The organism is Microbacterium aurantiacum (genome assembly GCF_031625015.1).
Classification (GTDB): domain Bacteria; phylum Actinomycetota; class Actinomycetes; order Actinomycetales; family Microbacteriaceae; genus Microbacterium; species Microbacterium aurantiacum.
This window is the reverse complement of the sequence record NZ_JAHWXH010000001.1, coordinates 604042-629021: the sequence shown is the minus strand read 5'-3', so window position 1 is coordinate 629021 and position 24980 is coordinate 604042. Positions and strand designations below refer to the sequence as shown.

At 70.1% G+C, this 24980-nt stretch carries 20 protein-coding genes and 2 pseudogenes; 12 read left to right on the top strand and 10 right to left on the bottom strand.

Going from position 1 to position 24980, the window contains the following annotated elements; translation table 11 throughout:
• Positions 1 to 15: 15 nt before the first annotated feature.
• From KZC50_RS02900 to KZC50_RS02865, 8 genes and pseudogenes are all read left to right on the top strand, one after another.
• Positions 16 to 1191: an alcohol dehydrogenase catalytic domain-containing protein gene (locus KZC50_RS02900; RefSeq protein ID WP_310890560.1), complete on the top strand. Its 1176-nt coding sequence runs from the start codon at positions 16 to 18 to the stop codon at positions 1189 to 1191.
• 7 nt (positions 1192 to 1198) lie between these two features.
• Positions 1199 to 1501 (top strand): hypothetical protein, encoded by a 303-nt coding sequence (locus tag KZC50_RS02895; protein WP_310890559.1) that lies wholly within the window; start codon positions 1199 to 1201, stop codon positions 1499 to 1501.
• Between the two features lie 163 nt (positions 1502 to 1664).
• Positions 1665 to 1997, top strand: a complete 333-nt coding sequence (locus tag KZC50_RS02890; RefSeq protein WP_236967878.1) for a DUF7882 family protein — start codon at positions 1665 to 1667, stop codon at positions 1995 to 1997.
• Positions 1984 to 2247, top strand: coding sequence for a hypothetical protein (locus KZC50_RS02885; RefSeq protein WP_310890558.1), 264 nt, complete (start codon positions 1984 to 1986; stop codon positions 2245 to 2247). The genes KZC50_RS02890 and KZC50_RS02885 overlap by 14 nt, the downstream gene beginning before the upstream one ends.
• Positions 2248 to 2333: 86 nt before the next feature.
• Positions 2334 to 2549 (top strand): hypothetical protein, encoded by a 216-nt coding sequence (locus KZC50_RS02880; protein ID WP_236967880.1) that lies wholly within the window; start codon positions 2334 to 2336, stop codon positions 2547 to 2549.
• A 460-nt stretch (positions 2550 to 3009) separates the two neighbouring features.
• Positions 3010 to 4029: pseudogene (locus KZC50_RS02875) on the top strand (PLP-dependent cysteine synthase family protein); the annotation flags it as partial.
• Positions 4030 to 4067: 38 nt separating this feature from the next.
• Positions 4068 to 5240 carry a cystathionine gamma-synthase gene (locus tag KZC50_RS02870; RefSeq protein ID WP_310890557.1) on the top strand — a complete coding sequence of 391 codons (1173 nt, stop codon included), beginning with the start codon at positions 4068 to 4070 and terminating at the stop codon, positions 5238 to 5240.
• Between the two features lie 93 nt (positions 5241 to 5333).
• On the top strand, positions 5334 to 6896 hold the full coding sequence (locus tag KZC50_RS02865; RefSeq protein WP_310890556.1) for an SLC13 family permease: 1563 nt from the start codon (positions 5334 to 5336) through the stop codon (positions 6894 to 6896).
• A 16-nt stretch (positions 6897 to 6912) separates the two neighbouring features.
• Here KZC50_RS02865 and KZC50_RS02860 read toward each other — a convergent pair whose 3' ends face one another.
• Positions 6913 to 7989, bottom strand: coding sequence for an SDR family NAD(P)-dependent oxidoreductase (locus KZC50_RS02860; RefSeq protein WP_310890555.1), 1077 nt, complete (start codon positions 7987 to 7989; stop codon positions 6913 to 6915).
• A 125-nt stretch (positions 7990 to 8114) separates the two neighbouring features.
• Here KZC50_RS02860 and KZC50_RS02855 point away from each other — a divergent pair, with 125 nt between their 5' ends.
• Positions 8115 to 8432, top strand: a complete 318-nt coding sequence (locus KZC50_RS02855) for a DUF7882 family protein (RefSeq protein WP_053546461.1) — start codon at positions 8115 to 8117, stop codon at positions 8430 to 8432.
• 186 nt (positions 8433 to 8618) lie between these two features.
• Here KZC50_RS02855 and KZC50_RS02850 read toward each other — a convergent pair.
• The 6 genes and pseudogenes from KZC50_RS02850 to KZC50_RS02825 form a co-directional block, all read right to left on the bottom strand.
• A pseudogene (locus KZC50_RS02850) lies at positions 8619 to 8918 on the bottom strand (DUF7882 family protein); the annotation flags it as partial.
• A 74-nt stretch (positions 8919 to 8992) separates the two neighbouring features.
• Positions 8993 to 10396, bottom strand: a complete 1404-nt coding sequence (locus tag KZC50_RS02845) for an aspartate aminotransferase family protein (RefSeq protein WP_053546460.1) — start codon at positions 10394 to 10396, stop codon at positions 8993 to 8995.
• Between the two features lie 126 nt (positions 10397 to 10522).
• Positions 10523 to 12871: a beta-xylosidase/alpha-l-arabinosidase gene (locus KZC50_RS02840; RefSeq protein WP_486336249.1), complete on the bottom strand. Its 2349-nt coding sequence runs from the start codon at positions 12869 to 12871 to the stop codon at positions 10523 to 10525.
• Positions 12872 to 12920: 49 nt separating this feature from the next.
• Positions 12921 to 13805, bottom strand: a complete 885-nt coding sequence (locus KZC50_RS02835) for a carbohydrate ABC transporter permease (protein WP_156305115.1) — start codon at positions 13803 to 13805, stop codon at positions 12921 to 12923.
• 5 nt (positions 13806 to 13810) lie between these two features.
• On the bottom strand, positions 13811 to 14824 hold the full coding sequence (locus KZC50_RS02830) for a carbohydrate ABC transporter permease (protein WP_301131995.1): 1014 nt from the start codon (positions 14822 to 14824) through the stop codon (positions 13811 to 13813).
• 2 nt (positions 14825 to 14826) lie between these two features.
• Entirely contained in the window at positions 14827 to 16119 is a 1293-nt protein-coding gene (locus KZC50_RS02825) for an ABC transporter substrate-binding protein (RefSeq protein ID WP_310890553.1), read from the bottom strand.
• 168 nt (positions 16120 to 16287) lie between these two features.
• On the opposite strand from KZC50_RS02825, the gene KZC50_RS02820 reads away from it, so the two are divergent.
• On the top strand, positions 16288 to 17286 hold the full coding sequence (locus KZC50_RS02820; protein WP_053546455.1) for a LacI family DNA-binding transcriptional regulator: 999 nt from the start codon (positions 16288 to 16290) through the stop codon (positions 17284 to 17286).
• Here KZC50_RS02820 and KZC50_RS02815 read toward each other — a convergent pair.
• Positions 17258 to 18487, bottom strand: a complete 1230-nt coding sequence (locus KZC50_RS02815; RefSeq protein WP_310890552.1) for an ROK family protein — start codon at positions 18485 to 18487, stop codon at positions 17258 to 17260. The genes KZC50_RS02820 and KZC50_RS02815 overlap by 29 nt on opposite strands.
• A 59-nt stretch (positions 18488 to 18546) precedes the next feature.
• Positions 18547 to 21930, bottom strand: a complete 3384-nt coding sequence (locus tag KZC50_RS02810; protein WP_310890551.1) for an endo-1,4-beta-xylanase — start codon at positions 21928 to 21930, stop codon at positions 18547 to 18549.
• Positions 21931 to 22264: 334 nt separating this feature from the next.
• On the opposite strand from KZC50_RS02810, the gene KZC50_RS02805 reads away from it, so the two are divergent.
• Complete coding sequence (locus KZC50_RS02805; RefSeq protein WP_236967889.1) at positions 22265 to 22558, top strand: cupin domain-containing protein; 294 nt, start codon at positions 22265 to 22267, stop codon at positions 22556 to 22558.
• A gap of 92 nt (positions 22559 to 22650) precedes the next feature.
• Here KZC50_RS02805 and KZC50_RS02800 read toward each other — a convergent pair whose 3' ends face one another.
• Positions 22651 to 23655 (bottom strand): LacI family DNA-binding transcriptional regulator, encoded by a 1005-nt coding sequence (locus tag KZC50_RS02800; RefSeq protein ID WP_310890550.1) that lies wholly within the window; start codon positions 23653 to 23655, stop codon positions 22651 to 22653.
• A 116-nt stretch (positions 23656 to 23771) separates the two neighbouring features.
• Between KZC50_RS02800 and xylA the strand changes: the two genes are divergently transcribed.
• Positions 23772 to 24980, top strand: coding sequence for a xylose isomerase (gene xylA, locus KZC50_RS02795; RefSeq protein WP_310890549.1), 1209 nt, complete (start codon positions 23772 to 23774; stop codon positions 24978 to 24980).

The following is a 24980-nucleotide window of genomic DNA, read 5'->3' as shown; positions in this document are numbered from 1 at the left end:
GGAGAGGCTTCGCCCATGAAGGCAGTCACCTGGCAGGGGCGACGTCATGTCGCCGTCACCGATGAGCCCGATCCTCGGCTGGAAGAACCCACCGACGCGATCGTGCGCATCACCTCCACCGCGATCTGCGGCTCGGACCTTCACCTCTACGAACTTTTCGGTCCGTTCCTCGACCGCGGCGACATTCTCGGCCACGAGTCCATGGGCATCGTCGAGGCGGTGGGACGCGACGTCGTCACCCTCCGGCCCGGCGACCGTGTCGTCGTGCCGTTCAACATCGCGTGCGGGCGATGCTTCATGTGCCGCCGTGGGCTGCAGTCGCAGTGCGAGACGACGCAGAACGACCACTACGGCACCGGAGCCTCGCTCTTCGGGTACACCAAGCTCTACGGTCAGGTGCCCGGCGGGCAGGCCGAGCTCCTCCGCGTCCCGCTCGCCGACGAGAACACGATCCCGGTCGGCACCGACCTCCCCGATGAGCGCTACCTGTTCCTCAGCGACATCCTCCCCACGGCCTGGCAGGCGGTGGAGTACACCGGCCTCAGCGAGCCGTCCACGCTGGTCGTGCTCGGACTCGGCCCCGTCGGCCAGCTGGCGGCGCGCATCGGCGTGCAGCGGGGGCACCGCGTGATCGGCATCGACCCCGTTCCCGAACGTCGTGCGATGGCCGTCCGGCACGGCGTGGAGGCCTGGGAGGGTGACGACGACGTCGCGCGCGTCATCGCCCACACTCAGGGCCGAGGAGCGGATGCCGTCATCGACGCTGTCGGACTCGAGGCGCACGGCAGTCCCTTCGCCCACGCCGCGCATGCCGTGACCGCGGCGCTTCCGGACGCGCTCGCACGACCTGTGATGGAGAACACCGGCGTCGACCGTCTCGCCGCCCTCCACGCGTCGGTGGACATGGTGCGTCGCGGCGGGACCATCTCCATCAGCGGCGTCTACGTCGGCGACAGCGATGTCATGCCGATGAAGACGATGTTCGACAAGCAGCTCACGCTGCGGATGGGCCAGTGCAACGTCAAGCGGTGGATCGACGATCTCCGCCCCTACGCCGAGGCCGACGACGACCCGCTGGGTCTCGACGACCTCGTCACCCACCGGGCCGGCCTCGCCGAGGCCCCGGATCTCTACGAGAAGTTCCAGAAGAAGGACGACGGGTGCATCAAGGTCGTCCTGCAACCGACATGAGGATCCCATGAAGACCGAACCCGTCCGCCACCTGGTGCTAGAGGCTCTGAGCGCGCGCTCGTGGCGTCTGTGCGACCGGTCGGCGGCCGCGAGCGACCCCGCCAAGGTGGTCGCCTACATCGAACAGCCCGACAGTGGCGGCTACGACGCCGCCTGGGTGCGCGCCGGCGGCATCGTGCGCCACTATCGGCGCCTCGACGACATCTTCACGGATGCCGCCGAGCTCGCCACGGGAGAGGCGATCCGCCCCGGTCGCAAGCCCGCCCCGATCCCCGCCCGCCCGCCGTTCACGCGGCGACCCGCCACCTGACGCGGACGTGCGCGCCCATTGGCCTAGCCCGCTGGGTGCCCTGCGTCAACAGGATGGTGCCCCCGTTCCCGGCCTGCCATCGTCGACGGAAACACCCCGGGCTGCTCCTCGCATCGCTTCTCGCACACCGCGGGCCCGGTTTCTGGACATCGAGGGGATCCTCATGGGCAAGTTCATCTACGACGGGTCGGTCAAAGTCGACTTCGAAGACCGCACCCTCGCACACCTGCAGCTGGTGATCGGCGCGAAGCTGCGCCGCGGCGAACCGTTCCATTTCACCTGGAAGGACGACTCCAGCATCGGTGACGGTCGCACCACGGTGTGGGTGCATCCGCGTTCGTCGCTCGTGTACAAGTACTACGGCAGTCGCAAGCCACGCTTGAACATGGCGTGGATCGACGCGCTCGCCTACACCGCCAACTCGCCCGCCGGGCTCTACCTCGTCCCTGAGCCGATGGACGTCGCACCGAAGGGGGCCACCGATGAAACGCATTGACATCGCCTACGGCGGCGACCACTACAGCGTCGGCGGGCGGTCGCTCACCGAGCTGCAGGACGAGATCCTCACCGGACTGGCACAGGGCACCCACTGGCTGCAGGTCAACGACGGGGAGGGGGAGCCTCGTCCGTCCTATCTCCTGATCTCAGCAGGAGTGCCGCTCGCCCTCATCCCGATCCCCGACGACGCCCCCGAGGTCTCGGGTGACGAGATGTGGGACGACGAGGGGCACGAAGTCCATCTCTGAGCACAGGACGAGGCGCGAGCGGAGGGGCTGTCAACCCCCTCCGCGTTCCAGGTGACACGCGCGCAGACTGGCGGTCAGGAGGTCGAATGGAAGAGCAACTCCCGTTGCCGCCGATCGAGAACTGGTGGCCCTATCTCAGCGTCAGCGCGCGCCACGAGGTGCGCGGCGCGCCCGATGATGACCTCAGCCGTCACGTCCGCGCCGAGATCGAGCGTGCCCTCGGCATCCGCGTCCCCCTGCGTGCGCACCTCACCAGCGACGACCAGCGCTTCGTCGACTTCGACATCAACGCCGCCGACTGACGCGCGCGACCCATCGCGATCCCGTGGCCGCCGTCGGCTCGCGGGTCTCGCGTGCCGAACTCCTCAGAAACGTCGCCGAACCGGCCGCAACCCGGCCTGTGCGCGGGCGTACCCGGCGGATTCGAGGAGTTCGGCCCGCAACGGTGCCGGCACCGCCCGCCCACCTTGCTCGCGGTCCGGCGGGCCGAACTCCTCACAAACGTCGCCGAACCGGCCGCAACCCGGCCTGTGCGCGGGCGTACCCGGCGGATCTGAGGAGTTCGGCTCGCGCCGGCGCCCGCGCCGAGCCGGTACGGACGAGCGGACGGGGGACGGTCGCGCGTGCCCGCGGGGCGGGCTAGACTGTCGCGCGTGCTGACCTGTCGTTGTCGTCGTTGCTGTCTCTGAAGCGCTCGCTTCACCCTTTTCTTCCGCAACCCGACGACCGCGCCCTTCGGCGCCGACACCTCAGGAAACCACCGTGCGCTACGCCCACAGCGTCATCGATCTCATCGGTGACACCCCCCTCGTCCGACTGAACCGCGTCACCGAGGGCATCTCCGCCACCGTGCTCGCCAAGATCGAGCACGCCAACCCCGGCGGGTCCGCGAAGGACCGCATCGCCCGCAACATCGTCGACGCCGCCGAGCGCGACGGACTCCTGAAGCCGGGCGGCACGATCGTCGAGGCCACGAGCGGCAACACCGGCGTCGGGCTGGCGCTGATCGCACAGCAGCGGGGTTACAACTGCGTCTTCGTCGTGCCCGACAAGGTCGCCGAGGACAAGCGGGCGATCCTCCGGGCCTACGGCGCCGAGGTCGTGGTGACGCCCACGGCGGTGGAGGCCGACGACCCGCAGTCGTACTACAAGGTGTCCGACCGCCTCGCCGAGGAGATCCCCGGCGCCTTCAAGCCGAACCAGTACGACAACCCCAACGGCCCCCGCAGCCACTTCGAATCCACCGGCCCCGAGATCTGGCGCGACACCGACGGGCGCATCACGCACTTCGTCGCGAGCGTCGGCACCGGCGGCACGATCACCGGCACCGGTCGCTACCTCCGCGAGGCGTCCGGCGGCACGGTCCGCATCGTCGGCGTCGACCCCGAGGGGTCGCTGTACTCCGGCGGTCCCGTCCACGGGTACCACGTCGAAGGCGTCGGCGAGGACATCTGGCCGAAGGCCTACGACCCGACGATCGTCGACGAGATCCACCGCGTCGGCGACGCCGAGTCGTTCGCGATGACCCGTCGTCTCGCCCGCGAGGAAGGCCTCTTCGTGGGCGGCTCCAGCGGCATGGCGGTGGTCGGGGCCCTCCGCGCGGCCCGCACGCTCCCCGCCGAGGCCGTCATGGTCGTGCTCCTCCCCGATCACGGCCGCGGCTACCTCAGCAAGATCTTCGACGACGACTGGATGCGCGCGCAGGGCTTCGATCCGGATGCCGTCATCCCGGCATCCGACATCCCGGGCCGCATCCCCTCCCTCCCGACCGACCCCCACCCCGAGACCGACACCGCCCTCGCCGGCGAAGGAGACCAGGCATGAGCGACACCCACGGAAGCGACTCCCGCGAGCGCGGCTTCGGCACGCGCGCCGTCCACGCCGGCCAGTCCTTCGACCCCACGACCGGCGCGGTCATCCCGCCGGTGCACTTCTCCACCACCTACGCGCAGGACGGCATCGGCGGCCTCCGCCAGGGCTACGAGTACGGCCGGAGCGGCAACCCGACCCGCACCGCACTCGAGACCCAGCTCGCCGCACTCGAGGGCGCCCAGCACGCCCTGTCGTTCTCGTCCGGTCTCGCCGCCGAGGACGCGCTGCTGCGCGCCGCCCTCGTCCCGGGTGACGAGGTGCTGCTCGGCAACGACGTCTACGGCGGCACGTACCGCCTGCTCTCCCGTGTGCTCGGCGGCTGGGGCGTGAAGCTCCGCGTCGTCGACATGAGCGATCTGGATGCCGTCGCCGCCGCGATCGCCGAACGCGCGCCCCAGATCGTCTGGGTCGAGACCCCGAGCAACCCGATGCTCCGCATCACCGACATCGCCGGTCTCGCGCGGCTCGGACACGACGCCGGCGCCTTTGTCGTCGTGGACAACACCTTCGCCTCGCCGGCGCTGCAGCAGCCGCTCGCCCTCGGCGCGGACGTCGTGGTGCACTCGACGACGAAGTACCTCGGCGGGCACTCCGACGTCGTCGGCGGCGCGCTCGTCCTCAACGACGACGCGCTGTACGAGAAGGCGAAGTTCCTGCAGTTCGCCGTCGGCGCCGTCTCGGGGCCGCTCGACGCGTGGCTCACCACGCGCGGCATCAAGACCCTCGAGCTGCGGATGCGGCGCCACTCCGAGAGCGCGCAGCGGATCGCCGAGCATCTCTCCGCCGACCCGCGCGTCGCCGCCGTCCACTACCCGGGCCTCCCCGGCCACCCCGGCCACGCGCTCGCCGCCTCGCAGATGTCCGGCTTCGGCGGCATCGTGTCTCTCGAGCTGGCGGATGCCGCGGCGGCGCGCCGCTTCGCCGAGTCGACGCGGCTGTTCCAGCTCGCCGAGTCGCTGGGCGGTGTCGAGTCGCTGATGAACTACCCCGATGAGATGACGCACGCCTCCGTTCGCGGCACCGAGCTCGCCGTTCCGGAGCGCCTCGTGCGGCTGTCGGTCGGCATCGAGAGCGTCGAGGACCTCCTCGCCGACCTCGACGCCGCGCTCGCCGGTCTCTGACGCGCTGAGCCTCTGACACGCCGCGGCCGCGGTCCGGAGTAGTCCCGGCCCGCGGCCGCCACGCCGCCGCGCGCGCGATGGCATGCTGAGGGCATGGACCCCATCATCGCCACCCTCGTCATCCTGGCGGTCGCGGTCGTGGCGTTCATCAGCAACCGCGTGCCGCTCGCGGTGGTCGCAGTCGCCGTGGCGCTCGCGCTGTTCTTCACGGGTGTCCTCACCCTGCCGCAGGCGCTCGCCGGCTTCGGCGATCCCACCGTCCTCTTCATCGCCGCGCTCTTCGTCGTGAGCGAGGCGCTCGATTCGTCGGGGGTCACCGCGTGGGCGGGGCAGAAGGTCATCGGCCGGGCGGGCACGCGCCGCGGCATCCTCGTCGGGGTGATCTCGCTCCTCGTCGCCGTGCTGACCGCGTTCATCAGCATCAACGGGGCGGTCGCGGCCCTCCTGCCACTGGTCGTGGTCGTCGCCGCCCGCGCGGGCATCCCGAGCTCGCGGCTGCTGATGCCGCTGGCCTTCGCCGCCTCCGCGGGGTCGCTGCTCCTCCTCACCGGGACGCCGGTGAACATCATCGTGTCGGACTTCGCCGCCCAGAACGGCGGCCGTGCGTTCGGGTACGCCGAGTTCGCGCTCGTCGGGATCCCGCTGGTCATCGGGACCATCGCGATCCTGCTCCTCCTCGGCGATCGGCTGCTGCCGGTGCGCGAGGGGGCGCTCATGCCCGTGGACCTCGCCCGCCACGCGCGGCTGCTCCGGCAGCAGTACGACCTGACCCTCGACACCGGCACGATCCTCGGTCCGCAGAGCGGTGTGACCGAGATCGTCGTCGGGCCGCGTTCGCCGCTGATCGGGGAACGGATCGCCCCCGGGATGAAGACCCCGGGCGGCGATCTCGTGATCCTCGCCGTGCGTCGCGGCGACGAACCGGCGCGCGGCCAGGAGCTCGTGCTGCAGATCGGCGATGTCCTCCTCCTGCAGGGCGAGTGGGACGACCTCGTCCGGCACGCCGCGCTTCCCGGCATGCTCGCCGTCGACGCGCCGGACCGCCTCCGGCGCTCGGTGCCGCTCGGGCGGGGTGCGCGGCGGTCGCTGGTGATCCTCGGCCTCATGATCGTGCTCCTCGCAACCGGTCTCGTCCCGCCCGCGGCCGCCGCGCTCCTTGCCGCCGGCGCGCTCGTCGTCACGCGTGCGGTCAGCGTGAACCAGGCCTACCAGGCGGTGTCGTGGACGACGGTGATCCTCATCGCCGGGATGATCCCGCTCTCCACCGCCGTCTTCGAGACCGGCACCGCCGACCTCGTCGCCGGCTGGCTGCTCAGCCTCCTGGGGGACTCGGGTCCGCGCGTGGCGCTGTTCGCCCTGTGCGTGCTCACGCTCGTGCTCGGTCAGCTCATCAGCAACGCCGCGACGGTCCTCATCGTCGCGCCGATCGCCGCCGCGGTGTCGACGAGTCTCGACCTGTCGATCCAGCCGTTCATGATGGCGCTCACGGTGGCGGGCGCCGCGGCGTTCTTCACCCCGATCGCGACGCCGGCGAACCTCATGGTGATGGAACCGGCGGGCTACCGGTTCGGCGACTACTGGCGCCTCGGCGTGCCGCTGGCGATCTTCTTCCTGCTGATGGCAGTCTTCTACGTGCCGCTGATCTGGCCCTTCTGAGCCGCCCGCCCGCGTCTCACGCGGCCGACCATCCTCCGTCGCTCGGCAGGATGGCGCCGGAGACGTTCACGCCGTCGTCCGAGAGGAGGAAGGTGATGGATGCCGCCACAGCCTCGGCGACGGCAGGATCGGGCATGACGACCATGGCGGTCTGGATCCGCTCGGCGGCCAGCGGAGACGCGAAGGACGCCTCGATGTTCGTGATCGTCGGACCGGGGGCGACGGCATTCACACGGATGCCGCTCGGACCGTAGACGAAGGCACTCGAGCGCGTCAGCCCGACCACGGCGTGCTTCGACGCGGTGTAGGCCGCTCCCGCCGCCGAGCCGCGCAGCGCCGCCTCCGAGGCGATGTTGACGATGGATCCCGCCGTCTGGGCGAGCATGGCGGGGATGACCGCACGCATGAGCTTCATGGTGCCGTCGACGTTGACGCGGAAGACGCGCTGCCACACCGCATCCGTCACCTCGCCGACCGGGGTCATGTCGTCCATGATCCCGGCGACGTTCGCCAGACCGTCGATCCGGTCGCCGGCCGCTTCGACGATCCGGGCGACGTCGGCGTCGTCGGTGATGTCGGCCACGAGCGGCATCACGTCCGAGTCCGGAAGAGCGGCGGCGAGGTCGTCCAAGCGCTCGGCACTCACATCGACGGCGATGACGCGCCCGCCCTCGCGCGCGACGCGCGATGCCGTGGCGCGGCCGATACCCGAGCCCGCTCCGGTGACGATGACGGTCTGCCCCGAGAATCGTCCGAGATCCACACGCTCCGCCCACGCGGGGGCGGAGGCGGCGGAGGTCGGGGGAGCGTCCGGCGCCGGAGCGGTCGCGGCACGATCGGCCCCGGAGCCGATCGTTCCCGCCGGGCTTTCGCCCGCCTGCGCGCGGCGGACGATCTCGTCGAGCATCTCCTGCGTGAAGGCGCCGCGGCTGAGCGAGACCAGGCGCTTGATGGCGAATCGCCGTACCGGCTTGAACGCATCCGGCGTCTGCCCGGCCTGCGCGAGCAGATCCGTCAGGATCGCATTGCCGACGGGATCGGCGAGCCAGTCGGCGATGGAGGTGTCGGCGGTCAGCGGTCTGGGGGTGCCCATGGGGTCTCCTCGTCGTCGAGGCCACATCGTCCGGCCTGATCCGACGCTACGCGGATCGCGTCGGTGCCGGTAGAGGTTCCGTCCGCCCGGTCGCCCGTGGGGGATCCCCGCAATAGGCTCATCCCATGGGCAGGTTCATCTACGACTCCACCGCGACGTCGGTGGAGATCGACGACCGTACGCTGGCGCATCTGCGGATCGTGGTGATGAACAAGCTGCGCCGGTCGGAGTCGTTCATGTTCGACGCCGAGATGGGTGACGGATCGGGGCGACGCAGCTTCTGGATGCACCCGTCCGTGCCGATGCAGTTCCACTTCTACGGCGGCCGCAACCCGCGCATCAACCGTCACTGGGTGGAGGCGATGATGCTCGCGGCCAGCGGCCCGCACGGGCTGCACATCCTGCCCGAGCCGCCCGCCGACGACACCCCCGAGCGCGGCTGACCCCCGGGGCGCGCAACACGCGCGTCAGCTCTCGATCTGTCCTTCGCCGCGCGAGATGTTCTCGACGCTGAGCTTGTCGATCTCGAGGTGGTCGACCTCGACGTTGCCGAGGTTCACGCCGCCGTCGCCCGAGATGACTCCCGCGCCGTCGGCGTCTGCGTCGGACACGATCGGGATGGGCCCGGTGTCGAAGTGCTCGGCGACGAGGGTGATGCCCCCGGAGGAGTTGGCGGAGTTCGCGAGTTCCTCGATCCATTCGCGGCTCAGTTCCGTGGGCTCCGGATCGTCGAAGACGAACCGCAGGGGAATGGAGGGGTGCAGCCAGATGGTGCTGCGACCCCGCGGCTGATCATCGGGATGCGTCCACGACAGGGTGAACGTCTCATCGCGACGGAGCTTGGTGGCGATGACGACCTTGAGGTGCGCCAGCGCGCGGTCTTCGATGTGGATCGGAGTGTCCGACCCGCCGTAGTAAATGGTTCCCACGGATGAACTCTAAACCCCCCGGGGGCATCCTGCGCGGCATCCGCAGACGCTTTTGGACACGTGTCTCCGAAGCGTTACAGACGCGTCCACGCCTCCGTGAGGACGCTCCGCAGAATCTGCTCGATCTCGACGAACTCACTCGGGCCGATGGTCAGCGGCGGGGCCAGCTGGATGACCGGGTCGCCTCGGTCGTCGGCGCGGCAGTAGAGGCCCGCATCGAAGAGCGCCTTGGAAAGGAAGCCGCGCAGGAGCCGCTCGGATTCGTCGTCGTCGAACGTCTCCTTCGTCGCCTTGTCCTTGACCAGCTCGATGCCGAAGAAGTAGCCGTCGCCGCGCACGTCGCCGACGATCGGGAGGTCGGTGAGCTTCTCCAGGGTCTGCCGGAACAGCGGTGAGTTCTCGCGCACGCGCTCGGGGAGCCCCTCCTCTTCGAAGATGTCGAGGTTCTCCATCGCCACGGCGGCCGAGACCGGGTGTCCGCCGAAGGTGTAGCCGTGGTAGAACGCGCGGTCGCCGTGGGCGAAGGGCTCGTAGATCCGGTCGCTGATCACCGTTCCGCCGAGCGGGGAGTACCCGCTCGTGACGGCCTTGGCGAAGGTGATCATGTCGGGCTGGTAGCCGTAGGCGTCGCACGCGAACATGTGGCCGATCCGGCCGAAGGCGCAGATCACCTCGTCCGAGACGAGGAGCACGTCGTACTTGTCGCAGATCTCGCGCACGCGCTGGAAGTAGCCGGGGGGCGGCGGGAAGCAGCCGCCGGAGTTCTGCACGGGCTCCAGGAACACGGCCGCGACGGTGTCGGGGCCCTCGAACTGGATCATCTCCTCGATGCGGTCGGCCGCCCAGACCCCGAACTCCTCGAGGCTCCCGGTGGGGGCGCCCATATCGCTCGCGCGGTAGAAGTTGGTGTTCGGCACGCGGAAACCGCCGGGGGTGAGGGGCTCGAACATCTCCTTCATCGCGGGGATGCCCGTGATGGCGAGGGCGCCCTGCGGGGTGCCGTGGTAGGCCACGGAGCGCGAGATGACCTTGTGCTTGGTGGGCTTGCCCTGCAGCTTCCAGTAGTACTTGGCGAGCTTGAAGGCGGTCTCGACGGCCTCGCCGCCGCCGGTGGAGAAGAAGACCTTGTTGAGGTCGCCGGGCGCATAGTCGGCGATGCGGTCGGCGAGTTCGATCGCGGCGGGGTGCGCGTACGACCAGATCGGGAAGAACGCCAGCTGCTCCGCCTGCTTGGCCGCGGCCTCGGCGATGCGCTTGCGCCCGTGACCTGCCGCGACGACGAACAGGCCGGCGAGACCGTCGATGTAGCGCTTGCCCTGCGAGTCCCAGATGTGGTGGCCCTCGCCCTTGACGATGATCGGGACGCCGGGGCCGTCGGTCATCACCGACTGGCGTGCGAAGTGCATCCACAGGTGGTCTTTGGCCATCTGCTGGAGTTCGGCTTCGGTTCGGGGGCGGCGGTCGGTGGAGATCGACATGGTGGGCCTTCCTTCGCTTCCTCCCGACGATACCCGCGCGCTCGCGGCCCCGGTGGGACGGATCGTCCGGTTCCGCTCGTGGCCCCGGCGAACCGTCCGCCGGGGCCACGAGCAGAGAAGGGCGGGTCAGCCGACGGAGACGGGGATCGGCGAACCCGCGGCGACGGCGTCGGAGTCGACCGCCGTCGCACGGGGGAGGGACGAGACGACGGATGTCGCGACCCGGGGGTCGTCGGCCTGCACGCGGTGCACGTCGCCCACGATCGAGATCCGCGCGGTGGCCTCGCGGACGGCGCTGGAGGGCCCGACCCACAGGTCGACGTCGCCCGGCTCGACGATGCGGGTGTAGGAGCGGTCGCTGAACGCCAGCCGTTGCGTCGGGACCTCGAAGGCCACCCGCATCGACTGCCCCGGCTGCAGCGCGACGCGCCGGTAGGCCAGGAGCTGCGCGGTGGGACGCGTGATGCTCCCGACGAGGTCGTGCCCGTAGAGCTGCACGATGTCGTCGGCGGCGATCGCGCCGTCGTTGCGGACGGTGACCGAGACGCGGAAGCTCCGTCCCGCCCGGACCTCGGCATCCGCCGTGAGGTCCTCGTGCCGGAAGGAGGCGTAGCTGAGACCGTGCCCGAACGGGAGCACCGGGGTGCTGTCGGCGCTCGTGACGTCCGAAGGACCGCTGAGGATGGGGTGCATGTACGAGTACGGCTGCGCACCCGCCGACCGCGGCAGCGAGACGGGGAGGCGTCCGGACGGCGACACGGCGCCGGTCAGGATCCGCGCCAGGGCCGTGCCGCCCTCTTCGCCCGGGAAGAACGCCTGGACGACCGCGCCGGGGCGTGCGTCGCCCTCGACCGCCCACGCGATGGCGTAGGGGCGCCCGGTGAGCATCACCATCACGACGGGGGTGCCGGTGGCCGCGACCGCCTGCACGAGTGCGCGCTGAGCGCCCGGCAGGTCGAGCGATTCGACGTCGTTTCCCTCGCCCACGGTGCCGCGCCCGAACAGGCCCGCGCGGTCGCCGACGACCACGACCGCCACGTCGGCGGCGCGGGCAAGGTCGACCGCCTCGGCGATCCCCGAGGTGTCGTCTCCCTCGACCGCGCAGCCGGCGGCGTGGCTGATCTCGGCATCCGGCAACGCGGAGCGGAGCGCCTCGAGCACCGTCGGGATCTCGAAGCCCATCTCGGTCCCGGGGTGGTGGGCCAGGACGTGGTTGGCGAACGAGTAGCAGCCCATGAGCGCCTCGGCGCTGTCGGCGTTGGGGCCGAGGACCGCGATGCGGCGCGTGTCCGGCGCGAGGGGGAGCACGCCGTCGTTGGTGAGGAGCACCGTCCCCTCCTCGGCGAGGCGACGTGCGAGCGCCCGGTGGGCGGGGGTGTCCAGGTCGACCTCGCTCGGCGGGGTCGAGAAGTCGGCGTCGAGGAGTCCGAGCTCCTCCTTCTGCACGAGCACCCGCGTCACCGCGAGGTCGAGGACCTCAGGGCTCAGGATGCCGTCGCGGACGCGATCGGCCAGGGCCAGGAACGCGTCCCCGGTCGGCAGCTCGACGTCGATGCCCGCTTCGAGAGCGATCTGCGCGGCCTCGCCGAGGTCGGCGGCGACGGCGTGCATGGACTTCAGGAACGCCACGGAGAAGTAGTCCGAGACCACGACCCCGTCGAAGCCCCACCGCTCGCGGAGGAGCTCGGTCAGGTACTCGCGGGATGCGGCGACCGGGACGCCGTCGATCTCGGCGTAGGAGTTCATCACCGAGCGGACGCCGCCGTCGCGGACGGCCATCTCGAACGGCGGGAGGAACACGTCCTCGATCTCGCGCCGGCCCGCGTGGACGGGCGCGTGGTTGCGCCCGGCCTGCGTCGCCGAGTAGCCGACGAAGTGCTTCAGGGTGGCGTGGACGCCCTCATCCTGCAGTCCGCGGACGTACGCGGTCGCGATCGTGCCGACGACGTAGGGATCCTCGGCGATGCACTCGTCCACCCGGCCCCAGCGGGGGTCGCGGATGACGTCGAGCACCGGGGCGAGGCCCTGGTGGATGCCGAGCTCGCGCATCGAGGCGCCGATCAGCCGCCCCATCTCCTCGACGGCATCCGGGTCGAAGGCCGCTCCCCACGCCAGCGGCGTCGGGAACGTCGCGGCCTTCCACGCCGCGAGGCCGGTGAGGCACTCCTCGTGCACGAGCGCGGGGATGCCGAGACGCGTCTCGGTCTGCAGGCGCCGCTGCTCGGCCCACAGCCACTCCGCCCGCGCCTGCGGGTCGACGGGACGTGTCCCGTAGACGCGGGTGAAGTGGCCGATGCCGTCCGTGATGGCGTCCTCGAAGCGCGTCGAGGTCTTCATCTCGCCGGCCATGGGCGCCACGACGTCGTCGCCCTGGTCGATCCAGAAGCCCACGAGCTGGGCCACCTTCTCTTCGATGGTCATGCGCCCGAGGAGCTCGAGGACGCGAGGGGATGCCGGAACGGCGGGAGTTGTCACGATTCTGCTTTCTTGACGAGCCGAGGCGCTTCGCGAGCGGATGCGGCGGTCAGCCCTTGACGGCGCCGGTGAGTCCACCGACGATCCGACGCTCGAACAGGCTGAAGAAGATCAGCGCGGGGAGCATCGAGAGCGAGGTGAACGCGAGCACCCGGGCGGTGTCGACGGAGTACTGGGAGGAGAACTGCTGCACACCGAGGGGCAGCGTGAACGCCGCCTCGTTGTTGAGGATGAACAGCGGGAGGAGGTAGGCGTTCCAGCTACCGATGAAGGCGAGGATCGACACCGTGATGACGCCGGGGATCGCCAGCGGCAGCACCATGCGCCAGAAGAACGCCAGGCGTCCGCATCCGTCGATGTACGCGGCTTCCTGGATCTCGTCCGGGATCGCCCGCAGGAACGGCACCAGGATGATGATCGTGACCGGGAGCGCGAACGCGATCTGCGGCAGGATGACGCCCGGGAGGCTGTTCATCAGGCCGAGGTTGCGGATGACGATGTACAGCGGCGTGATGGCCACCGTGATGGGGAACATCAGTCCCGCGGCGAAGAGCGCGTAGAGCGCGCCGCGGCCGCGGAAGCTGTACCGGCCGATGACGTAGCTGGCCATGAGGCCGAGCGCGACGGCTCCGGCGGTGGTGGCGAGGCCGACGATCGTCGAGTTGCCCACCTGCGTCCAGAACTGCGGGGCCGTCAGGACGCTGGCGTAGTTCTCCCAGCGCCACTCGGTCGGAAGGCCCGACGGGTTGACGGTGATCTCGGAGTTGCTGCGGAACCCGCCGATGATGATGTACAGCACCGGACCGAGCATGAGTCCGATGACCACGAGCGCGATGAAGTAGACGCTCGGCGGACCCCACGGCAGCTTCGGGCCGGGAGCGGGCCGGATGCCGCCCCGACGCTTGTCGGCGGCGCGACGGGTGGTGATGGTCATGGTGCTCATCCGGCACCCCTTTCGGTGATCGCGCCCGCGGTGTCGCGCCGCAGCACGTAGCGCTGGTAGATCAGGGCGACGACGAGCGAGATGAGGAAGATGACCACGGCGACAGCGTTGCCGTAGCCGAAGTTGCCGGCGTTGCGACCGGTGGCGACCATGTAGATGGCCATCGTGTTGGTCCCGGCGACGGAGGCGACGTACTGGCCCCAGATGATGTAGACGAGGTCGAACAGCTGCAGGGCGCCGATGATCGACAGGAACGCCCAGATGCGGATCGTGGGTCCGAGCAGCGGCAGGGTGATCCGCCGCTGGATCTGCCAGTAGGACGCACCGTCGATGGCGGCGGCCTCGTACAGCTCCTCCGGAACACTCTGCAAGCCCGCGAGGAAGAGGATGACGGCGAAGCCGACGTACTTCCAGGTCAGGATCGCCATGAGCGTCCAGATGGCGATGGCCGGGTCGCTCAGCCAGTCGGAGGCGAGGAAGCCGAGTCCGGCGTTCTCGAGGAAGTCGTTGAGGGCGCCGCGGGTCGCGAGCAGCAGGCTGAAGCCCGTACCGACGACGACCTCGGCGATGACGTAGGGGACGAAGATCAGGACGCGGATGACGGACTGACCGCGCATCTTGCGGTTGAGAAGCAGCGCCAGCAGGATCGCGACCGGACCCTGCATGATCAGCGACATCACGACGATGAAGACGTTGTGCCCGAGGGCCGCCTGGAAGTTCGGGTCGCTGAAGATGACGAAGTAGTTCCGGAGGCCGACGAAGTCGATCGCCGGGCCGAAGCCCGACCAGCGGAAGAACCCGTAGTAGGCGGCCATGATGACCGGGAAGATGACGAACCCGACGAAGAAGATGACGGCGGGGCCGACCATGAGGAGGACTTCCAGGCGACCGGACCAACCCAGGCCGCGTGGACGACTCTTACCCCGCCGCACGGACGGGGGCGACGTGACGCCGCCCCCGTCGTGCTGCGCGAGATCGGAGTCCGTGGAGGACATCTCGCGTGTGGACATGCTCAGCCCTGCGCGCCCGCCGCGTTGACGGTCTGGAGGAAGCGCTCGGGGTCACTGTTCCCGGCGAGCATGTCGACGACCGCCACGTTCAGGGCGTTGCCGACGTTCTGGCCGAGGACGGTGTCGAGCCACTGCGAGACGAACGGGGCGTTGTTGTACGCCTCGAGGATCTGCTGCAGGTAGGGCTCGGTGACGGCCTCCTGGGCGACGGTGTTCACCGGCGGCGACTGGAAGGCCTCGTAGTAGAGCTCCTGCTGCTCGGCGCTGGCGACGAAGTTCAGGAAGTCGGCGCACTCGTCCGGAGCCTGTGCGGCGCACGAGTAGCCGTCGACGCCACCCATCATCGAGCCGGGGAGGCCTTCGCCACCCTCGATCTCGGGGAAGGGGAACCAGGCGAGGTCGGGGAGGGGCTGCTCGTCGGGCGTGAGCGAGGCGATGACGCCGGGGTTCCACGCGCCCATGAGCTCCATCGCGGCCTGACGGTTCGCGATGAGACCCGCCGAGCTGCCGGCGCCCTGCTGGGCCGGGGTGGTCAGGAAGCCCTGGTTGAACGGCTCGATCGCGGCGAACTCCTGCAGGTCTTCGGCGGCGCGCGTCCAGCACTCGTCGCTGAAGTCCTTGCTGTCGCCGGTCTCCTCGATGACCTCGGGGCTGCACTCGCGGATCGCGAAGAAGTAGTACCAGTGCGCGGCGGGCCACGCGTCCTGGGCGCCCAGGGCGATCGGCTCCATGCCGGTGCCCTTGATGGCCTCGACGGCGTCCTCGAGCTCGGCGATCGTCTCGGGGGTCTCCTCGATGCCGGCCGCGGCGAACGCGTCCTCGCTGTAGAAGAAGCCTCCGGGCAGAACCGACAGCGGCATCGCCCAGACCTGGCCCTGGTAGGTCTCCGCCGCGAAGGAGCCCTCGGGGATCTCGGCGCGGATGTCGTCCGAGATGAGGTCCGTGAGGTCCTTCAGCTGACCGGCGTTGACCATGTCGGCGAGCTTTCCGCCACCGCGCTGGAGGAAGATGTCCGGCGGGTCGCCGGCGTTGAGGGCGGTCTGGAGCAGGCCGTCCATGTCTTCGTTCTGGACCGACTGCATCTCGATCGTGACGTTCGGATTCTCTTCCATGAACGTGTCGATCGCGTTCTGCCAGAACGCCTGACCGGGACCGGTCGTGGAGTTCTGCCACAGAGTCATGCTGACGCTGCCGTCACCGGCATCCCCGTCTCCGCCGCCGCCGGTGCAGGCGCTCAATACGAGCGCGCCGGCGAGCAGGGACACGGCGCCCGCTGCGAATCTTCTGGCCTTCATGTGACTCACCTGTTCTCTTCGTTGAGGTGCACGCTCGATCCTCGAGGTGCGCTGCGAACGCCCGATTGCTGTGGGTGGACCCCTCGGGCGGATCTCATTTTTCGCGGGCTTTCCAACAATGTCAAACGTTTTCGAAATCATTTTCAATCCGGGCTACGATCAGCCCTCATGAGCATGCGTCCCACCATCACCGACGTCGCCAAGGCTGCCGGCGTCTCACCGGCGACCGTGTCCAAAGCGGTCAACGGTCGGTACGGCGTGGCCGCTGACACCGTCGAGCGCGTGCTCCGCGTCGTCGCCGAGCTCGGGTACGAATCGAGCCTCGTCGCCAGCAGCATGCGCTCGCGCCGTACCGGGGTCATCGGGGTGCTCGTGGCCGACTTCGAGCCGTTCAGCGCCGAGATCATGAAGGGCGTGGGGCGCGCCCTCCGCGACACCCACTACGATCTCCTCGCCTACAGCGGGTCCCGGCAGCCGAACGGCGAGGGGTGGGAGCGCCGCTCGCTCAGCCGCCTGAGCGGGACCCTCATCGACGGCGTCATCATGGTGACCCCGACGGTCCTCGGCGTCACGGCGGAGGTGCCGATCGTGGCGGTCGACCCGCACACCGGCCGTGCCGACCTCCCCACCGTCGAATCCGACAGCTTCACCGGCGCGCGCGAGGCGACGCGGTACCTCATCGAGCTCGGGCACCGGCGCATCGGGTTCATCGCCGGACGCCCGGATCTGCGGTCGTCGATCCTGCGGGACGCCGGCTACCGTCGGGCGCTCTCGGATGCCGGCATCGCGTACGACCCCGCACTGGTACGCGTGGGCATGTACCACCCCGAGACGGTGCGGGAGCAGGCGCGGCTGCTGCTGGAATCCGCCGATCGGCCGACGGCGGTCTTCGCGGCCAACGACCTGTCCGCCCTCGCGGTGATCGAGGTCGCCGCGCGCCTCGGGATCGCCGTGCCGCGGGATCTCTCGGTGGTCGGCTTCGACGACATCCCCGACGCCACGCAGGGGTCGCTCGCGCTCACGACCGTGCGTCAGCCCATGCAGGCGCTCGGTGCCACCGCCACCGGTCTCCTCGTCGCCCTCATGAACGGAGAGACGCCCGAGTCCACCCACATCGGACTGGCGACGCGGTTGATCGTCAGGGAGACGACGGCGCCGCCCCGCTGACGAGGTCCCGTTCGGCATCCTCCGCGCTGGTCGGCAGAGCCGGATCGGCGAGGATGCCGGCGAAGGCGAGCTCGGCGGCCCCGATGAGCAGGCGGTCTTCGGCGAGGCACGCCGAGCGCAGCTCGAGGGTCTCGGTGGAGGCGGACATCGCCTGCCCCCGCACGCGATCCCGCAGGTCGGCGACGTCGACCTCGGCGAGGGTCGCGAGGAAGCCGCCGAGCACCACGACCGACGGGTTCAGCACGTTCACCGCGTTGCCGAGGGCCGTCGCGAGGATGCGGCGCTGCCGCTCGACCTCGCAGCGGATCGGGTCGTCGGGGTCGTCTCCGGCCACCGCGGCGGCCACGGCGGCGGCGAGCGTCGGCTCGTCGGCCGACTCGAGGCCCACGGCGTCGAGCAGGCGGGCGCGGCTCACTTCGTCTTCGAGGACCCCTCCGCTCGCGCGGCGGTCGCTCTCGTCGGCGATGCCGGGGCGATTCTGGCCGAACTCGCCGGCGTACCCGTCGGCTCCGCCTACGGGGATGCCGCCGATGATGAGTCCGCCGCCGATGCCGCTCGCGCCGCCGTTCAGGTACACGACGTCGCCGACGTCGCGCGCCGCGCCGAAGAGGTGCTCGGCCATGGCGCCGAGGCTCGCGTCGTTGCCGACCCGCGTGGGAAGGCCCGCGGCATCCTCCACCAGTTCGCGGAGCGGGGTGTCGCGCCAGTGCAGGTGGGGGGCGTCGCGGACGAGGCCGTCGGAGGCCCGCACCAGGCCGGGGACGGCGAGGCCGATCCCGACGATCAGCGCGTCGGGGATGGTGTTCGCGCGCCAGTGGGCGACGCGATCGGCGATGAGGCGCGCGGTCTCCTCCGGCTCCGGGGCGCGGGGAACCTCGTGGCGCTCGCGGAGGACGATGCTCTGATCGAGCCGGACGACGGCGAGGGTGATCGCATCGACCTCGGGGTTGACCGCGACGGCGACCACGCGGGGGTCGATCGCGACGATGGGGGAGGGGCGTCCGACGCGGCGCGCCGGATCGGGGGCGCGCTCTTCGACAATGCCGGCGCGGGAGAGCTCGCCGACGAGGTCGGCGATGGTGGAGCGGTTCAGGCCCGTGGCGTCGGTCAGGGCCGCGCGGGAGAGGGGGCCGTTCCGGTGGAGGAGCCCCAGCACCGACGCCAGGTTGCGCTGGCGGCCGCCCGGCCCCATGAGATTCATCGCACCAGTGTAGGCATCGGGCCCGGCGAGCACGTGTCTCGCCGGGCCCGATGACCGGGTCAGCTGGTCATCCGCCGGAGCGTCGTCCCGCGCCGGACGGCGATGCCGCCGACGGTGAGGAGCGACAGGGCGGCCAGCAGGGCCAGGGCCCAGGGCAGCTCCACGCCGGTGGTGGCGAGGTGCGAGCCGGAGCCGGAGCCGGAGCCCGGGGCGGCGACCGGCGAGCCGTCATCCGAGCCACCGGGGGTGCCGGGCGTGCCCGGGTCCGTGGGATCGGTCGGATCGGTCGGGTCCGTCGGGTCCGTCGGGTCGACCGGGTCGGTCGGGTCCGTGGGATCCGTCGGGTCCGTCGGGTCGACGACGTCGGCGGCCACGAGCTGCGCCACGCCCCAGCGGGCGGTGGACTGGTAGCCCGCACCCGTCGGGTCGGCCCAGTTGCGGATGCCGGTGCGGGCGCCCTCGGAGGCGTCGTTGACCTGGAAGTCCACGCCGTGGAAGGTGCCCTCGCCGCCGGAGTCCAGCAGGCTCAGGCGTGCCTCGATGACGTACCCGCCGTCGACCCGGACGACGGCAGACTCCACGCGTGCGCGCTGGAACGGCTCGTCTCCCGTGCCGAACGACAGGGTGTTGTCGGCGTTGATGCGCACCTGCATGTCGTCGTAGCGGTAGGAGCCGTTCTTGACGTTGCCGGCGTCGAGGTAGAACTCCACCGAGTCCTGGATCCACGGGTCGGAGCCCGTGACATCCACGATCGGGTCGGCGACCTCGGCGAGGACGAACAGGTTGTTGCCCTGCCAGAGCGTGCGCACCTCGGCGGTCGCCCCGCCCGTGCCCGAGACCTGGCGGTCGGTGGAGACCGACGGTGCGGCATCCCATCCGGCCTCGATCTCGCCGTCGATGACCGGAGTCTCGGCGGCTTCGGGGATCGCCAGGTACGACACCGGCTCGACCAGCGTCATGATGCCGGTCTGGCCCGTGGTGTTCCAGCCCTGTGTCGCCTCGCCGTCACGCACCCGCACGTCGAAGGCGAGCGTGTCGCCCTCCTGTACGCTCTCGAGCGGCACCGTGGTGACGACGTCGTAGCCGCCCTCGCGCTCGGTGACGACGGCCTCGCGGTCGCCTTCGCCCGATCGTGCGACGGAGTAGACGGTGTCACCGAGCTGCAGGTCGATGCCATCGGCATCCTGCACCGTGGTGTCGTCGACCTTCACCAGCACGGTCGCCTCGTCGGGCTCCCAGCGCATCTGGAACTGCGCGATCGACTCCACCGGCAGCAGCGGCAGCAGCGACCACTCCAGAGCGGATGCCGCGTCGTCGGTCAGCGGCACGGAGCCGCCGAAGACGAACGCGCTCCGCTGGCGGGCCGGAAGCTCCTCGTCCACCGCGCCGTAGTAGGCGGGCTTGCCGAGGTAGCGGTCGTCGAACAGCAGCGGTGCGCCGTTGCCCGAGCGCCAGCTGCGGCCGTCGGTGAGGCCCCACACGGTGACGCTGAACAGCTCGTCGGTGTAGTCGCGGAACACGCGGAACGCGTCGCGGTAGTAGTAGCCCTGCTCCACCAGGAGCGCGTCGTTCACCGGGGTTCCGGTGGTGACGTCGAGCTCGGTGACCGCCTGGGTGAGACCCAGACCCGTGAAGCGCTCCAGCGCACCCTCGAGCGCCGCAACCGGCATGGCGAGGCTGACGTGGAACTGGTGGCCGACACCGTCGATCGGGACGCCGCGCGACAGCATCCGCTCGATGAGAGCGAGGTAGCGCGTCTGCTTGCCCGACTGCTCGGTGTTGTAGTCGTTGATGAACAGCGTCACCGGGCGGTCGCTGCCGGGGGCGGCGAACTCCTCGTTGAACGCCTCGTCGGCGTACTGGAACGACAGGTCGATGAACTCCTCACCCAGGATGCGGTACCACTCGCTGCGGCGCAGGCCGTCGGAGAACTCCGAGCTGTCCGAGACGACCTCGTTGACGACGTCCCACGCCGTGATGGGGTTGCCCCCGCCGTAGGCGCCGTACGTGTCGGCGAGGTACTCGGCGATGTTGAAGATGTGCGTGCGCATCCGGTCGCGGAGGATCTGGCGGTCGGCCTCACTGGTGGTGAGCGGCGAGCCGTCCTCGGCCTGGAAGAAGAACGCCGGGGTCTGGCTGTGCCACACGAGCACGTGTCCGTAGACGTCCAGGTCGTTGTCCGCGGCGAAGCGCATGATCGCGTCCGCCTCAGGGTTGGGGCGGAAGTTGCCCTGAGCGTCGTACCAGGCATCCGGCTTCATGTGGTTCTCGGCCGAGACCTGGTCGAAGTGACGGAGCAGCAGCTCGGAGGCCACGCCCGTGGTCTCGCGGCGGTCGATCGCGACGCCCACCGGCATGTCGAGGGTGTCCATCAGCGGCGTGATGTCTTCGATGACCGCCGGCTCCGGCACCGAGACGACGATGTCGTCGAAGTACAGGTCGGAGGTGTTCGTGCCGTTGTAGTCGGTCTCGAAGTAGAGCCGCCCGCTGTCGAACGCGGAGAGCGGGAAGGATGCCCGCACCTCGGTCCAGCCGGAGTTCGTCACCGAGGTGAACTGCGCCAGCGTGGCGTAGGTGGTCGCGCCCTCGAAGGTGCGCTCGAGCGTCATCCACACCGGGCCCGCGGGCTGACCGGCACCGAAGCGGACCTGCGCCGAGACCTCGTAGGTCGTCTCCGCCTGGAGCGACGCGATGTCGTGCCCGAAGCCCGAGCCCTGCGAGGTGCGCTCCGTGAGCGCGGCCGCGCCGGTGCCCGCGAACACGGGGTCGTTCACAAGGGTCACCACGGGTGCGCCGCTGCCGCTGTCGCGGGGGCCCCATCCGCCGAGGCCTTCTTCGAAGTCGTTCGAGAGGGCGCTGTCGCCCGGCGGGGTTCCGCCGTCGCCGCCGTCGTCTCCGCCACCGGTGTCGGCACCGACGTGGACGATCTCGAGGTCGTCGACGTAGTAGGTGTAGGCGTCGACGCCGGTGATGTCGCTCGTGCCGATGTAGAGCTGAAGCTGCGACGTGTCGGCGCCCTCGGGCACGGTGTAGCTGCCCTCGATGGTCGTCCACGCGTCGGCCGAGATCGGGGTGTTGCCGATCCACTCGTACGCGGGCTTCATCACGAGGCGGGCCGAGGTGGCCGGCGTCTCGGGGGCGAGCTTCACGCGGGCGGACAGGTCGTAGGTGGCGCCTGCCTCGAAGATGCCGAGGGGGCTTTGGATGCCGACGAAGTCGGCGTTGCGATCGGCGACCTGCAGCACTTTGCTGCCGTCGAGGTCGATCACGGAAAGGGTGGAGTCGTCTCCTCCGCTCGCAACCCACTCCCCGATCGTGCCGTCCTCGAAGTCCACGGCCGAGAGGACGGAGTCCTCCGCGGCGGCGGGTACGAGGGGGGCGACGATCAGGGCGGCGGTGGTGAGAGTGGCGGCGACGCCCCATCGAACCCGATGTCGATTCACAGAACGCTCCTTCGCGTAGTTTGTGGTCTTCGCAAACTAATCCGCGAGGCGGCGTCGACGGCACCCCGTTACGGAACTGTTACGAAAACGCCCCGCAAGTTTCGAACGGACGCAGTGTGCCCACCGTTCCATCGTCTCCTTCGACACACCGGAGTTCGTCGATGTCGGACCTGTTCGTCAATCACGGATAGCCCGGAAGAGGATCGCGAGGAGGAGCGGCCGCGTCGGTGCGGAGGATCCTCGACGCCTGGGTCAGTGGCTGTGATCGCGACGGTTGTCGATCCGGCACCGAACCCGCACGATGGGTGCCATGGGACTATCTGTCATTGCGAACGTGAATGATCTGGTGGAGATCGAGGCTGGCAGACGCACCTCGAAGCTTGCCGTTGCAGGCACCGGCGCGAGGGTCATCGTCTTCGCTCTCGATACCGGCGCCGAGCTCGCCGAGCACACCGCGCCCGGCCCGATCCTCGTGCAGGGACTCGCCGGTCGCCTGGAGTTCTCGACCAAGGAGGAGACCGTCGAGCTCCTGCCCGGCGGTCTCATCCACCTCGACGCCCGGGTGCCTCATGCCGTGCGCGCCACCGAGCCGTCGAGGATGATGTTGACGATCATCCGCCAGAACTGACCTCTCGCTCGCTCGGCCCTGGCGAACGGAACGAGATCGACAGGCACCCGTGCCGCGTCCAGACGACCGCCGACGTGTTTCCCGCCGGGCCGTCAGGCCGAAGGGGCGGTGCTGCCGCGCACGACGAGGTGCGTGGCGAGGTCCATGCGCATGGTGTCGGCCTGTTCGCCGTCCGCAATGCGGAGTGCCAGGCGCGCGGCCTCCTCGCCCATCCGGCGGAGGGGCTGGTGCACGGTGGTCAGCTGCGGGCTCATCCATCGCGCGAGGGCGATGTCGTCGTAGCCGACGACCGAGAGATCACGCGGCACGGAAAGGCCACGGGCGGCGGCCGCCGCGATGACGCCCAGCGCCTGGAGGTCGCTGCCGGCGAAGATCGCCGTCGGCGGGTTCGGGCCGGCGAGCAGCTCGGCGCCGTGGCGCTCGCCCTCGCCGGGGAGGAAGTCGCCGAAGCGGATGTGGTCGGGGTCGATCTCGAGCCCCGCGGCGTTCATCGCCGAGCGGTAGCCGTCGACGCGGGCGAGGGAGCACATCATGTCTTCGGGTCCGGTGATCGCGGCGATCCGGGTGTGCCCGAGCTCGATGAGGTGCCGGGTGGCGGCGAGTCCGCCCGCCCAGTTCGCCGATCCCACCGCGGGGACGTCGGATGCCGGATCGCCTGCGGGGTCGAGGATGACGAACGGGATTCCGCGTGAACGCAGCTTCTCGCGATAGCGCGGAGGGATGTCGCTGAAGACCAGCACGACGGCGAGCGGACGCCGGCGGAGCACACCGTCGATCCAGTCGGATGCCGGCGAGTGGCGGTCACCGCTGACGCTGAGCACCACGGACAGGCCCGCGGCATCCGCGACTTCCTCGACGCCCTCGATGACAGCGACCGACCAGCTCGGCTCGAGTTCATGGAAGACGAGCTCGATGTACTCGGAGCGCTGGCTGGCGTTGCGCCGTGTGTAGCCGTTCCGCCGCAGATGCTCCTCGAGGCGCTCGCGGGTGGCGGCGGAGACGTCCGCGCGCCCGTTGAGAACCTTCGACACCGTCGCGAGGGAGACGCCCGCCTCGGCCGCGATCGCGGCGAGGGTCACGCGCGTCTTCTCGGGCATCTAAGAATGCTAGCCCCGGCGGTATCCGAGCCCCGAACCCGCGCGGGAACAGGGATGGACGCGGAGCCGATCGTGAGATACGTTGTTAAGCGCAACAATTACCGCGAAGGAGCGCCATGACCACCCAGGCCTCGGGCCCTGTCCCGACCCCCGCCGACAAGTTCACCTTCGGTCTGTGGACCGTCGGCTACAACGGAGCCGACCCGTTCGGCGGGCCGACCCGCCCCGCCCTCGACGTCGTCCACGCGGTCGAGAAGCTCGCCGAGCTCGGCGCGTACGGACTCACCTTCCACGACGACGACCTCTTCGCCTTCGGCTCGAGCGACGCCGAGCGTCAGACGCAGATCGATCGCCTGAAGGGCGCGCTCGCCGACACCGGCATGACCGTGCCGATGGTGACCACCAACCTCTTCTCGGCCCCCGTCTTCAAGGACGGCGGCTTCACCTCCAACGACCGCGACGTGCGTCGCTTCGCGCTGCGCAAGGTCTTCCGTCAGCTCGACCTCGGTGCCGAGCTCGGCGCCAAGACCTTCGTCATGTGGGGGGGCCGCGAGGGCGCCGAGTACGACTCCGCGAAGGACATCCGGGCGGCCCTCGAGCGCTACCGCGAGGCCGTCAACCTCCTCGGCGACTACGTCACCGACAAGGGCTACGACATCCGCTTCGCCATCGAGCCGAAGCCCAACGAGCCCCGCGGTGACATCCTGCTGCCGACCCTCGGCCACGCGATCGCGTTCATCGACTCGCTCGAGCGCCCCGAACTCGTGGGCCTGAACCCCGAGGTCGGCCACGAGCAGATGGCGGGCCTGAACTTCACCGCGGGCATCGCGCAGGCGCTGTTCCACGGCAAGCTCTTCCACATCGACCTCAACGGCCAGCGCGGCATCAAGTACGACCAGGACCTCGTGTTCGGTCACGGTGACCTGCACAACGCCTTCTCGCTGGTCGACCTGCTCGAGAACGGCGGCCCCGGCGGCGTCCCCGCCTACGACGGCCCCCGTCACTTCGACTACAAGCCCTCGCGCACCGAGGACGAGACCGGCGTGTGGGACTCGGCCGCGGCCAACATGCGCACCTACCTGCTGCTCAAGGAGCGCGCCGCGGCCTTCCGCGCCGACCCCGAGGTGCAGGAGGCGCTCGCCGCCGCCCGCGTGGACGAGCTGTCGGTCCCGACCCTGAACGAGGGCGAGTCCTACGAGGACTTCCTCGCCGACCGCTCCGCCTACGAGGACTTCGACCCGTCGGTCTACCTCGGCGGCAAGGGCTTCGGGTTCGTCCGCCTGCAGCAGCTGGCGACCGAGCACCTTATGGGAGCACGCGGCTGA

Excerpts from the sequence above, each read along its gene's own strand:
- KZC50_RS02900 (WP_310890560.1), top strand. The coding sequence starts at position 16 with ATGAAGGCAGTCACCTGGCAGGGGCGACGTCATGTCGCCGTCACCGAT.
- KZC50_RS02895 (WP_310890559.1), top strand. The coding sequence starts at position 1,199 with ATGAAGACCGAACCCGTCCGCCACCTGGTGCTAGAGGCTCTGAGCGCG.
- KZC50_RS02890 (WP_236967878.1), top strand. The coding sequence starts at position 1,665 with ATGGGCAAGTTCATCTACGACGGGTCGGTCAAAGTCGACTTCGAAGAC.
- KZC50_RS02885 (WP_310890558.1), top strand. The coding sequence starts at position 1,984 with ATGAAACGCATTGACATCGCCTACGGCGGCGACCACTACAGCGTCGGC.
- KZC50_RS02880 (WP_236967880.1), top strand. The coding sequence starts at position 2,334 with ATGGAAGAGCAACTCCCGTTGCCGCCGATCGAGAACTGGTGGCCCTAT.
- KZC50_RS02870 (WP_310890557.1), top strand. The coding sequence starts at position 4,068 with ATGAGCGACACCCACGGAAGCGACTCCCGCGAGCGCGGCTTCGGCACG.
- KZC50_RS02865 (WP_310890556.1), top strand. The coding sequence starts at position 5,334 with ATGGACCCCATCATCGCCACCCTCGTCATCCTGGCGGTCGCGGTCGTG.
- KZC50_RS02860 (WP_310890555.1), bottom strand. The coding sequence starts at position 7,989 with ATGGGCACCCCCAGACCGCTGACCGCCGACACCTCCATCGCCGACTGG.
- KZC50_RS02855 (WP_053546461.1), top strand. The coding sequence starts at position 8,115 with ATGGGCAGGTTCATCTACGACTCCACCGCGACGTCGGTGGAGATCGAC.
- KZC50_RS02845 (WP_053546460.1), bottom strand. The coding sequence starts at position 10,396 with ATGTCGATCTCCACCGACCGCCGCCCCCGAACCGAAGCCGAACTCCAG.
- KZC50_RS02835 (WP_156305115.1), bottom strand. The coding sequence starts at position 13,805 with ATGACCATCACCACCCGTCGCGCCGCCGACAAGCGTCGGGGCGGCATC.
- KZC50_RS02830 (WP_301131995.1), bottom strand. The coding sequence starts at position 14,824 with ATGTCCACACGCGAGATGTCCTCCACGGACTCCGATCTCGCGCAGCAC.
- KZC50_RS02825 (WP_310890553.1), bottom strand. The coding sequence starts at position 16,119 with ATGAAGGCCAGAAGATTCGCAGCGGGCGCCGTGTCCCTGCTCGCCGGC.
- KZC50_RS02820 (WP_053546455.1), top strand. The coding sequence starts at position 16,288 with ATGAGCATGCGTCCCACCATCACCGACGTCGCCAAGGCTGCCGGCGTC.
- KZC50_RS02815 (WP_310890552.1), bottom strand. The coding sequence starts at position 18,487 with ATGAATCTCATGGGGCCGGGCGGCCGCCAGCGCAACCTGGCGTCGGTG.
- KZC50_RS02800 (WP_310890550.1), bottom strand. The coding sequence starts at position 23,655 with ATGCCCGAGAAGACGCGCGTGACCCTCGCCGCGATCGCGGCCGAGGCG.
- xylA (WP_310890549.1), top strand. The coding sequence starts at position 23,772 with ATGACCACCCAGGCCTCGGGCCCTGTCCCGACCCCCGCCGACAAGTTC.